Below are 10,791 nucleotides of genomic sequence, written 5' to 3'. Positions count from 1 at the left end.
CGGCGTAGCAAGCTACACCGGAATCCCGTCCGACTTGCATGTATTAGGCCTGCCGCTAGCGTTCATCCTGAGCCAGGATCAAACTCTCCATTGTAAAAATGAAAAATGACCCCGGTCATCTTCTTCTATGACCGGATCGTCAGTATAATTGTACTGTACGGCCCGGACCGGAAAAATTGTAATTCTTTACAGCTTCCCCCCTAAGGGGTACCGCTGCGCTACATGATCATCTCTTTAAAGAACTTCTCTCGCCTCCGCTTCGCGCTTCGGCCCTATCATCTTGCCACCGAAGTGGCCGGACTGTACTTCTTTTGTTTCGCCCCCGTTTCCGAAGGGACTGCAAAGGTAGGAAAGTTTTTCCAAAAAACAAAAATATTATTTTTTTCCTCTCCCTTTTGCCCACGGACGGCAGATCCCTGCCCGCCGTATGGCGCAACCTCCCTCGCGGAGTGGTGCAAAGGTAGGAACTTTATCCGTACGCTCCAAGACCCGCCGGCGTTTTTTCCTGCCCCAGACCATCAAAACGCTGGTAGACTGAACAATAGTTTTTCCAAGGAAGCTCACATAGCCCCATACAATAGGGATAAACTGCAGCCAAATATTCCACAGATCACCGTTAGCAGCCTTTAATGTTTTGTGATATGTTAAAAAAAAATTATTATTTGGAATATACGAAACACTTCGTACATTTGACTACGAAAACATTCGTAGAAAAAAAAATGAAACCGACAGATAGTGAAATGGAAATATTGCAAATCCTTTGGGAAAAAGGCGAGAGCAGCGTGCGCAGTGTACATGAAGAACTGAACAAAAAAGACGTGGGGTATACTAGTACCTTAAAGCTCATGCAAATTATGCTGGATAAAGGCATGGTTTCGCGTGACACTTCGGCAAAGACTCATTTATATAAGGCGACGTTAAGTAAAGAACAAACACAACATACGTTTTTAGAAAAGATAATCAACACTGTATATAATGGTTCTACCGCTCGTTTAGTTATGCAGGCACTCGGCAACAAACGTACAAGTAAAGAAGAAATCGAGTTAATCAAAAAATATTTAAATAATCTTTAAAATTAAAAGGTATGAATGGTCTACTTCAAAACATCACGCAGGCGTTAGGGTGGAGCATGGCACACTCCCTTTGGCAGGGAGCGCTGATATATGGATCGTTATGTTTCATTTTCCTCCTATCTCCAAAACTTACTTCTAAAAACAAATACGCTCTTGCCTTATTGGGGCAATTTATTCTCTCTATTGCATTTGTAATTACTTTTGGTCGCTATGTGGATATACGGTCTACAGTGGAAGACCCATTTATGAATTACGCAGCCGCGCCATTGACCTTATCCCCCGAAACATCCTCTTCGTTCTCCCACGCATTACATCCGTTATTGCCATGGATGAGTTCTTTATATGTATTGGGACTTTCTTTCCAATTCATTATTTTCAGCAGTAGTTTATCTAGACTCCATTACCTCAAAACACGCGGACTGTCAACTATTCCCATTAGGTGGAACCAATCGTTCCAAGATATTTGCTATAGGCTCCAAATCAAACAACATATACAATTTCATCTATCGGAAAAAATATCGGTACCTATGGTCATAGGACATTTGAAGCCCATCATCCTATTTCCTGTTGCATTTGTCAATAATCTCGAATTAGAACAAGTAGAATCTATAGTAATACATGAACTGGCACATATTAAAAGACGGGATTATCTATTTAACCTATTCAAGGTTGCCATGGAAACAATACTATTTTTCAACCCTTTTGTTTGGCTTCTTTCCCGCTATATAGAAACCGAACGGGAACATGCCTGTGATGACATCGTCATGAAGTGGACACCATCGTCCATTGCCTATGCCCAGGCATTAATGTCTGTTGAGCTCCTTAAAAACACAGCCGCTCCTATACACGCCATGGCAGCTGTGGGTAAAAAACATCATTTATTACATCGTATACAAAGAATCACGAATATGGAAAAAAAACATATCAATGCGCGACAACATCTTATAGCTGTTGTTCTTTGCTCCTTCGCATTAGTTACTATAGCTTGGATCTCCCCGACAGAAAAACAAATTACTGTTGCAGAAGAAATCACCATGTTACCAGCTGTTGAAAATCCTGCAGTAACTTATCAAATACCTGCGCCGCCAGCCGCTCCAGACTATCCTTCTTTTCCTCAGGATACTATAAAGCCGCTTTTGAAACCCGAAGAAATTCCAACAGAACGTGCAAATATCAAAAATATAGAAGTCCAAGCTAAAAAGATTGAGGCCTACTATAATTCTCCCGAGTGGAAAAATAAAATCGCAGACATCGAGTCACAAGCGAAAAAAACAGAAGAATATTTTAATTCGCCGGAATGGAAAGCAAAAATAGCCGAGATAGAAGCGAACGCCAACAAAATCGAAGCCTATTACAATTCACCTGAGTGGAAAAACAAGATCGCAGACATAGAGACACAAGCCGCAAAAAAAACAGAGGAATATTTCAATTCATCGGAATGGAAAGCGAAATTAGCTGACATTGAAGAAAACGCCAACAAAATCGAAGCCTATTACAACTCCCCCGAGTGGAAAAACAAGATCGCCGATATAGAGGCGCAAGCCAGAAAAGCAGGGGAATATTTTAATTCACCGGAATGGAAAGCAAAAATAGCCGATATCGAAGCAAATGCTAAAAAGATGGCGGAGTATTTATAATGCACTATCTTTGTGCTTTAATATTACCGTTATTGAGGGATGAACATCATTTATTGTATCGACCTTCTGGGCACTATGGTTTTTGCCATATCGGGGGCTATGGCCGCTAATCGCTCGGGAATAGACATTTTTGGAGCGACATTTACCGGGTTTGTGACAGCAATCGGAGGAGGGTCTTTACGTGACGTGTTTTTGAATCTACGCCCGATATGGGTGGACGACAGCAACTATCTTGTCGCTATTTTAATTGGTGTCATTATTTCTATCATTGCCAATAGACAATTATATCGTCTAGCAAGGACGTTAACTTTCTTTGACGCGCTGGGAATAGGCTTTTTTTGTGTCGTCGGCGTGCAGAAGTCCCTTACCTACGAAAGTTCGCAAACCGCAGCTGTTATTCTCGGGGTATTCTCAGCGGTTATGGGGGGAGTAATCCGTGATACTTTAATGAATGAAACACCGTTGATTTTCAGAAAAGAAATATACGCTACGGCTTGTTTATTCGGTGCAATCATGTATATGATTCTAGGCTCGTGGGGTGTTGATACGGCGATCAACGCTTTTGTTTCCACTTTAACTGTTTCCGCCATCCGTCTTGTAGCAGTCAAATATGAATTATCCCTACCCGTAATAGGTGGTTAAAAAAGAAAAGGTAACTTCCAGTTACCTTTTCTTTTTTACATTCGGGAATTTCATTTTGTAGCCTACTTCTACCACACCTTTGGAAATATTGTCTAATTTCCCCTTTAGCATTGCTTTCTTCAACGGGCTGAGTTTGTCGATGAAAAGCTTGCCTTCGATATGATCGTATTCGTGTTGGACAACACGAGCTGCAAGTCCAGAAAGCTCGACTTCATGTTCCTCAAAATCTTCATCCAGATAATTAATTACGACATGGGAAGGACGCATAACCTCCTCATTGATATCCGGAATACTCAAACACCCTTCACTAAAGCCCCATTTTTCTCCTTTTTCCTCTACAATAATGGGATTAATCAGTACTTTCTTAAAATCCTTCAGTGTCGGGTCTCCTTCATCATCTTCGTCATCTTCCGCAAATGGAGAAGCATCGATTACAAATAGACGAATAGGCAATCCAACCTGTGGCGCAGCGAGCCCAACTCCACGAGCCGCGTACATTGTCTCAAACATATCGTCTATTAATTGCTTCAAATTGGGGTAGTCTTCGTCAATCTCCTCTGCTTTTTTTCTCAATATAGGATCGCCATAAGCGACTATAGGTAATTTCATCTAATAACTTTTTTCTAATTCCTATCAATTTCTGTGCAAAGTTACCAATAATAATTTATACACATTTAGATTGTATTAACTTTGTATCTATGGATGTATCCTTGGCAATAGAGAATTTTATTTTTGAATTAGAAAGGGGTTTGGACACCTCTTTTTCTCGCCAATACCTAAATGGAACGGTCGTTTTACATACTGAAACACCCTATTTTGCTTTGGTCATCTATCTCGCAGGAAATACCGGTCGTATCGATGTAAAAGATATTCGCAGTTTTCATATTGATCAAGATCAAATTTTAAAAGATCCACACAAAATCCTCTCCCGCTTATACTCTCTTTTGGGAAAAGGAAGGGTAATTTATGCCCGTCAAACAGTCGTCGCCCGTATAGACAAACGCGTAGCCTTAGCATTTTTAGAAGAAAACCACCTTCAAGTTGCCATTCCCGGTAAATATCGCTACGGCTTATTTCATGAAAGCGAGCTTGTATCCGTTGCCATTTTTAGCGGTGGCAGAAAAATGCGGGAACATACACCCAATTACCGATCTTTCGAACTCATACGTTTTTGTCACAAGGCGGGATATCGTGTAGTCGGTGGCATGTCAAAACTCCTAAAATCGTTCATTGAAGATTTTCATCCGAATGATATTATGACTTATGTCGACAGAGATTGGTCGCAAGATTCCAATCTCCGCACATTAGGCTTCCAAAAGCAGGGATCGACATCTCCCCAATCCTTTTGGATCGTCTGTAAGGAACGTTATCATATCGAGAATATGGAGCAGCTCTCGAAACTCCAACAGACCTACGCCAACGGATACCTTTCACATAACAATGGGAGCACAAAATTGGTGTTGAAGCTATGAAAACTAGTTTCGGTTATGTATATTTAGCGTGATAAAATTTTAAACTAAAACAAATTATTTATATATGAAACGTAAACTACGTATGGGCATGGTTGGTGGTGGTAAAGACGCTTTTATTGGAGCGGTACACCGAATCGCCGCCTTTATGGATGGAAAAATAGAGTTAGTTTGTGGTGCTTTCAGTATTGACCCTGAAATTTCGCGCCAATCTGCTGAAGAACTTTTTGTTGCACCAGATCGCCTGTATGCGAATTATGAAGAGATGATAGCAAAGGAAGCGCAATTGCCTGAAGGTGAACGCATGGACTTCCTCACTATCGTAACGCCCAATTTCCTACATTTTGGCCCGGCAAAGTTGGCTTTGGAAAATGGCTTCGACGTAGTCGTTGAAAAGCCTATGACAGTCACATTGGACGAAGCGAAAGAACTCAAGGCTATTGTAGAAAAAACCGGGAGAACACTTTGCCTCACACACACTTATTCGGGCTACCCTATGGTGAAGCAAGCGAAAGCTATGGTGAAAGATGGCCATTTTGGAAAAATCCGGAAAATCGTGGTAGAATATCCACAGGGTTGGTTAAGCCGTTTATCCGAACGCGAGGGAAATGCCGGTGCTGCGTGGCGGGCGGATCCGAAAAAATCAGGTTTATCTCTCGTAATGGGTGATATCGGAACGCATGCTGCCCATTTAGCTGAATATGTTTCCGGATTAAAAATAACAGAGCTTTGTGCAGATCTAAGTACTTTGGTAGAGGGTCGTCTACTCGATGACGACGGGTCTGTATTATTACGTTTTGACAACGGTGCCAAGGGAGTTTTGATGGCTTCGCAAATTTCCGCTGGAGAAGAAAATGCGGTAAGGATCCGTATCTACGGCGAAAAAGGGGGGGTAGAATGGGCAAACGAAGATCCAAACAACCTCATAATTAAAATGCTGGATCAGCCTCGTCAACTTTACCGCACAGGCAATGCTTACACTGCTCCTTACACACTAAGCTCATTTGCGACACACAACACGCGCATACCAGCCGGACATCCGGAAGGTTTGCTAGAAGCATTCGCAAACATCTATCGAAATTTTGCTGCTACTACGAGTGCTAAACGTGAAGGTAGAACACCATCTCCTGAGGAATTAGATTTCCCCTCGGTAGACGACGGGGTAAGAGGTATGGCATTTGTCCAAAATGTTGTTACTAGCAATGCCAGCAATGAAAAGTGGACTAAATTTGACGTGTGAACCACATTGCAAAAATAAAAGAACTCATTCATCAGGCGAAAGAAAAACTTTCGCCTGATTTTTTAATCGTCATACTTGGGCCTACAGCTTCGGGCAAAACCAAATTAGCTGTAGAACTGGCCAGACAAATTGACGGTGAAATTATATCTGCAGATTCTCGTCAGGTATACAGAGATATGGATATTGGGACAGGAAAAGATCTGGAAGAGTATCGGGATGTGCCATACCATCTTATCAATATCAAAAATCCAGGTGATAAATATAATGTCGACCTCTTCCGTGTAGATTTCTTTCAAACTTATGACTATATTATCAGCCGAAAAAAATCTCCCATTCTCTGTGGTGGCTCAGGGTCTTACATACAAACTGTTCTACAAGAAAGGCCGTATACACAAATTCCTAAAAACGAGTATATCCAGCATCAGCTACGCTTTTTAAGCAAAGAAGAGCTCCTTGCACAAATACACGAGATCGGTATTCCGAAAGACCTCAAGATAGATTTTAACAGTCACAAGCGACTGGTGCGGGCCCTGGAGATCCTGCTATATCTAAAACATCACTCCGAAACTTTGCAGCCTCAGCGTGTAATCCCTGATTATATTGTTTTCGGGATTAACCCTCCTTTAGAAGAGCGGCGATCCGCTATTACGCGTAGACTCGAAGAGCGCCTGCAAAAAGGACTTGTTGAAGAGGTCGAGCGCTTAATTGCGATGGACTTAAATTACGACGATTTGATATACTACGGTTTAGAGTATAAATACGTTGCGTTATACCTCCGAGGCTCGCTAACTTACGACCAAATGGCAGAGAAATTGAATACTGAAATACATCGATATGCGAAACGGCAAATGACATACTTTCGTAAAATGGAAAGAGACGGTATTAAAATACATTGGTTATAAAAAGAGAAAGGAGGTCAATTACCTCCTTTCTTAATCTCTTCCATATCTACAATTTAATTTCTTCGTCTTTGGAGTTGAAGAATCTAAACTGTGTCAAATAATACGATGATACTGTTTTTATCTTTATCCATTTACCGTATTTAAGAAACCATTTGAGTCTTATGGAGAACAAACCAGACTTGATGTAGGCGCCTATATAGGGGTGTACATATAATGTAATTCCCTTTTCATTTTGTTCTTGTAAGATATAACTCAAATTGCTTTCAATATCGTCTAGCAATACTATGCTTGAACGAATTTCGCCAGTTCCCCCGCACGCCGGACATTTTTCATTTGTCACAACACTCATTTCGGGTCTGACTCGTTGCCGGGTTATTTGCACCAATCCAAATTTACTTGGTGGAAGAATGGTGTGCTTGGCGCGATCATTTGCCATGCATTCTTTCAAAAACCCGTACAACTCTTTTCGATTGGCTGGTTTATGCATATCGATAAAATCGATAACGACGATGCCACCCATATCACGTAATCGCAATTGCCTTGCGATTTCCTTTGCTGCTTCCTTATTTACAAGCAGCGCATTTTCTTCTTGATTTTCTTTACTAGCAATTCGGTTACCACTATTAACATCCACTACGTGGAGGGCTTCGGTGTGCTCAATTACAAGATAAGCACCACCATGCAGGTTTACCGTTTTGCCGAAAGACGCCTTAATCTGTTTTTCGATACCGAAGTGGTCAAAAATAGGTTCTTTATGTTTATAAAGTTTCACTATTTTTTCCAAGTCGGGCGAAATTTCCTGCACATACGATTTTACTTCTTCATATAATGCATAGTCATTGACATGGATATGTGCGAATTCGTCCGTTAATATATCGCGTAAAATGGTAGAAGCTCTATCCATTTCTCCCAATACTTTTTGGGCGGGTTCAACACTTTTAAGGCGTTTGGTAAAAAGTTCCCATTTCGAGATTAAATCTAAAAGGTCTTTCTCTAACTCATCAACACCTTTTCCTTCCGAAACTGTTCGTATGATAACGCCGAAGTTTGGTGGTTTAATACTTTCCACTATTTTCTTCAGCCTATTCCGTTCAGCACTTCCTTTAATTCTCTTGGATATGGAAACTGTGCTTGAAAATGGAACCAATACAACGAATCTACCTGCAATGGATAGGTCCGAACTTAATCGGGGGCCTTTCGTCGAGATAGGTTCTTTAGCGATCTGTACTGGTAAAAGCACGTTTCGGCTTAGTATATCCGAAATCTTTCCTGCTTTATCAATGTCCTTTTCAAGCTTCAAACTATTGAGCAGCTTCTCTTGATAGCTGCCGTTCTTTACTATCCTTGTTAGCTTGAGCAAAGACTGAACCTGAGGTCCTAAATCCAAATAATGTAAGAACGCATCTTTTTCGTAGCCTACATCTACGAAAGCGGCATTAAGGCCAGGCATAATCTTTTTGATCCGCCCTAGATAAATATCGCCCACGGCGAAATTATTATCGGCCTGTTCCTTGTTCAGCTCAACAAGCTGTTTGTCCTGTAGTAAAGCAATAGTCACTCCCTTGTCAGGAGTTGAATCAATAATTAATTCCTTTACCAACAGCTACTCATTTACGGCTTTATACGAGTTGTATATAGCCTGATGAAACATAAAAACTCGTTAATGAAAAAATACAATCTATCGTTTTTCAAATGGAAAACCATAGATTGTATGACGTCTTACAGGTGTTAACCTAGAAGACCAACAAGCTTATTTTTTCTTGTGTCTATTTTTTCTTAAACGTTTTTTACGCTTGTGCGTAGCCATTTTGTGTCTTTTTCTCTTTTTTCCGCTTGGCATAGCTTTAATGTTTTTTAATGATTAAATTAATATGTTAATTACTTGCTGAGTTCTTCCACACGTCTGTCGATGAACTGAGATAGGGTTGGATCCGCAGCCAGCTCTTTACTCTTTTGAAAAGCTGCTATGGCTTCGTTTTTCAATCCAATATTTTCGTAGCCCGTTGCTAAATAAAAGTACGATTCTGCATCGGGGCTCAATTCGACGACCGTTTTGAATCGCTCAATAGCTTTGTCGAATTGTCGAGATTGTAAAGAAAACAATCCCAATGTTTTGTTTGCATTAATGTTTTTCGGCTCTTTCGCAACAACTTCCTGCAATAAAGCGATCCCTGCCATTGGGTTACCACCTCCTGTAACCATAGCTGCACCTAGACCTGTTTTTGCGTCCAAATTGTTTTCGTCCAGTTCTGTTGCTTTTTCATACGACCGAATCGCCAGTCTGTTCAGCTCCGCTGACATCGCTGTATCTTGCAGGTTCGTATATGCCGCCCGATAAGCATCGCCTGCTTTCAACCAATACTCAAATTTAGGTGAAGTTTCTGCCATTTCCTCATAGATAAATCCTTGAGGAGCAAACTTAGCAACATCATCCCATTTTTGTACTAATTGTTCCAACAAAGCGAGTTTTTCCTCTCCACTGGCCTCTGCGACTTTTCCTTCCAAATCTGTAATTTCCTGCGCTATACTAGCGTTTATGGACTGTTTGGTTATTTCAGATACACTTTGGAACGTGAAAGCTGACGAAGACGCTGCAGTTGCGGAATCATTAGCTCCTTTGTTTTCGTCTACCAAACCTTTAATAGGTCGCGCAAGAAGTCCACCCATTAAGGCGACTACAATGACAATCACTATTATTTGCTTGGTATTCATCTTGGTTAAGTTTTACTTGTTCCCTTGTTTAACTTTTTCCACAAAAACTTTTGCCGGCTTAAAGCTTGGCACATAGTGCGCCGGAATAATGATCGCTGTGTTTTTTGAAATATTACGAGCTGTTTTCTCGGCTCTTTTCTTTACAACGAAGCTTCCGAAACCTCTAACGTACACATTCTCTCCGCTAATCATAGCATTTTTCACCACCTTAAAAAATGCTTCTACTGTCTCTTGAACATCTACTTTCTCTAAACCTGTTTTATTAGAGATCTCCGCAATAATTTCTGCTTTAGTCATATCTGTTTTTACTGTAATTATTTATTTCTCAACCCTTAACGCAACAGCCGTTTGGGGATGCAAAAGTATCTTTTTTTTATGATGTTTAAAAATTTATTTTGTTTTTTTACTAAACTTCGTCTATTCAAAAACTTTTCTGTATCAACTATTTATATACTTTAGAGAGAAAACGTGGATTATTTATTGGTTTCCGGCGGTGTTCAAAAGTTCGTTTCGCTCTGTTCATATTCTTTATGTTTATGATAGTTTATGCAGATTTTCAATATTTTAATAGAAATTCAATGGAATGTTCAACGTGACCGACCCCGTCCATCCTTTCAGTGGTTTAAAGTCTTTTTTTGTGTTCATTTCAAAGCCATAGCCCACCCCTAAGTCTAAAACGGAAAGAATACTCATTCCAACTTTAGGCGTCAATGTATACGGTGTAACCTCTGCCTGAACAAATGGAAACACTAAACTATTGCTTAGATAATAGGTAAAACCCAGCTCGGGGATAACAGTGGTCTTGTCTTGCATCCAAGTAAAGTTTGCTCCGACATTCATCTTTATGTATTGGTGATCGTTCGGCGCGAACAATCCCCAGCCTGATGCTTTCAGAAAATTTCCACTTTGGTATTGCCATCCCACAGATGGCCCCCATATCCAACCTAATTTTTGTGGGTTCTGTGCTTGCATGCTTCCTATAGAACAACAACAAATGATCAACCAAATTCCTAATTTCTTCATATAACTTTCTCCGGTTAAATTTAGCCTAAATTTTGGTATATTAGGAATCGGAATGTAATCTTCACGTATTATTGCCTCATTTTTCGCATTGCT

Annotated in this window: 11 protein-coding genes and 1 rRNA gene; 6 read left to right on the top strand and 6 right to left on the bottom strand. The window is 40.5% G+C overall.

Annotated features, from left to right (window positions below):
- Positions 1–94 (bottom strand): 16S ribosomal RNA (locus H8B21_RS06340); the annotation flags it as partial.
- A gap of 625 nt (positions 95–719) precedes the next feature.
- Between H8B21_RS06340 and H8B21_RS06335 the strand changes: the two genes are divergently transcribed.
- From H8B21_RS06335 to H8B21_RS06325, 3 genes are read left to right on the top strand one after another with little or no spacing between them, the layout of a single operon-like run.
- The gene (locus tag H8B21_RS06335; RefSeq protein WP_190312892.1) at positions 720–1,073 is read left to right on the top strand and encodes a BlaI/MecI/CopY family transcriptional regulator; all 354 of its coding nucleotides are present in this window, start codon (positions 720–722) and stop codon (positions 1,071–1,073) included.
- A gap of 11 nt (positions 1,074–1,084) precedes the next feature.
- A complete protein-coding gene (locus H8B21_RS06330; RefSeq protein WP_190312891.1) occupies positions 1,085–2,710 on the top strand; it encodes a M56 family metallopeptidase in 1,626 nt (541 codons plus the stop codon).
- Between the two features lie 39 nt (positions 2,711–2,749).
- Positions 2,750–3,352 carry a trimeric intracellular cation channel family protein gene (locus H8B21_RS06325; RefSeq protein ID WP_190312890.1) on the top strand — a complete coding sequence of 201 codons (603 nt, stop codon included), beginning with the start codon at positions 2,750–2,752 and terminating at the stop codon, positions 3,350–3,352.
- 21 nt (positions 3,353–3,373) lie between these two features.
- On the opposite strand, the gene def is transcribed toward H8B21_RS06325, so the two are convergent.
- A complete protein-coding gene (def, locus tag H8B21_RS06320; protein WP_190312889.1) occupies positions 3,374–3,961 on the bottom strand; it encodes a peptide deformylase in 588 nt (195 codons plus the stop codon).
- Positions 3,962–4,050: 89 nt separating this feature from the next.
- On the opposite strand from def, the gene H8B21_RS06315 reads away from it, so the two are divergent.
- The 3 genes from H8B21_RS06315 (at position 4,051) to miaA (ending at position 6,963) form a co-directional block, all read left to right on the top strand.
- The gene (locus tag H8B21_RS06315; RefSeq protein WP_190312888.1) at positions 4,051–4,824 is read left to right on the top strand and encodes a hypothetical protein; all 774 of its coding nucleotides are present in this window, start codon (positions 4,051–4,053) and stop codon (positions 4,822–4,824) included.
- A 64-nt stretch (positions 4,825–4,888) separates the two neighbouring features.
- The gene (locus H8B21_RS06310) at positions 4,889–6,061 is read left to right on the top strand and encodes a Gfo/Idh/MocA family protein (protein ID WP_190312887.1); all 1,173 of its coding nucleotides are present in this window, start codon (positions 4,889–4,891) and stop codon (positions 6,059–6,061) included.
- Positions 6,058–6,963, top strand: coding sequence for a tRNA (adenosine(37)-N6)-dimethylallyltransferase MiaA (miaA, locus tag H8B21_RS06305; RefSeq protein WP_317170375.1), 906 nt, complete (start codon positions 6,058–6,060; stop codon positions 6,961–6,963). Before H8B21_RS06310 ends, miaA begins: the two co-directional genes overlap by 4 nt.
- A 46-nt stretch (positions 6,964–7,009) precedes the next feature.
- Here the strand turns inward: miaA and H8B21_RS06300 are convergent, their stop codons facing one another.
- The 4 genes from H8B21_RS06300 to H8B21_RS06285 all read right to left on the bottom strand — a co-directional run bounded on the left by H8B21_RS06300 (position 7,010) and on the right by H8B21_RS06285 (position 10,698).
- A complete protein-coding gene (locus tag H8B21_RS06300; protein WP_190312886.1) occupies positions 7,010–8,563 on the bottom strand; it encodes an Rne/Rng family ribonuclease in 1,554 nt (517 codons plus the stop codon).
- 278 nt (positions 8,564–8,841) lie between these two features.
- Positions 8,842–9,675 (bottom strand): tetratricopeptide repeat protein, encoded by an 834-nt coding sequence (locus H8B21_RS06295; protein ID WP_190312885.1) that lies wholly within the window; start codon positions 9,673–9,675, stop codon positions 8,842–8,844.
- Between the two features lie 12 nt (positions 9,676–9,687).
- On the bottom strand, positions 9,688–9,972 hold the full coding sequence (locus H8B21_RS06290) for an HU family DNA-binding protein (RefSeq protein WP_093364748.1): 285 nt from the start codon (positions 9,970–9,972) through the stop codon (positions 9,688–9,690).
- 267 nt (positions 9,973–10,239) lie between these two features.
- Positions 10,240–10,698, bottom strand: a complete 459-nt coding sequence (locus tag H8B21_RS06285; protein ID WP_223814863.1) for a hypothetical protein — start codon at positions 10,696–10,698, stop codon at positions 10,240–10,242.
- Positions 10,699–10,791 lie beyond the last annotated feature (93 nt).

The sequence above is a fragment of the Sphingobacterium chuzhouense genome (genome assembly GCF_014692525.1).
Lineage (GTDB): Bacteria > Bacteroidota > Bacteroidia > Sphingobacteriales > Sphingobacteriaceae > Sphingobacterium > Sphingobacterium chuzhouense.
This window is presented reverse-complemented; position numbering and strand designations above follow the sequence as displayed.

What these genes read in the sequence shown, in the direction of transcription:
- H8B21_RS06335 (WP_190312892.1), top strand. Translation starts at nt 720, where the DNA reads ATGAAACCGACAGATAGTGAAATGGAAATATTGCAAATCCTTTGGGAA.
- H8B21_RS06330 (WP_190312891.1), top strand. Translation starts at nt 1,085, where the DNA reads ATGAATGGTCTACTTCAAAACATCACGCAGGCGTTAGGGTGGAGCATG.
- H8B21_RS06325 (WP_190312890.1), top strand. Translation starts at nt 2,750, where the DNA reads ATGAACATCATTTATTGTATCGACCTTCTGGGCACTATGGTTTTTGCC.
- def (WP_190312889.1), bottom strand. Translation starts at nt 3,961, where the DNA reads ATGAAATTACCTATAGTCGCTTATGGCGATCCTATATTGAGAAAAAAA.
- H8B21_RS06315 (WP_190312888.1), top strand. Translation starts at nt 4,051, where the DNA reads ATGGATGTATCCTTGGCAATAGAGAATTTTATTTTTGAATTAGAAAGG.
- H8B21_RS06310 (WP_190312887.1), top strand. Translation starts at nt 4,889, where the DNA reads ATGAAACGTAAACTACGTATGGGCATGGTTGGTGGTGGTAAAGACGCT.
- H8B21_RS06295 (WP_190312885.1), bottom strand. Translation starts at nt 9,675, where the DNA reads ATGAATACCAAGCAAATAATAGTGATTGTCATTGTAGTCGCCTTAATG.
- H8B21_RS06290 (WP_093364748.1), bottom strand. Translation starts at nt 9,972, where the DNA reads ATGACTAAAGCAGAAATTATTGCGGAGATCTCTAATAAAACAGGTTTA.
- H8B21_RS06285 (WP_223814863.1), bottom strand. Translation starts at nt 10,698, where the DNA reads ATGAAGAAATTAGGAATTTGGTTGATCATTTGTTGTTGTTCTATAGGA.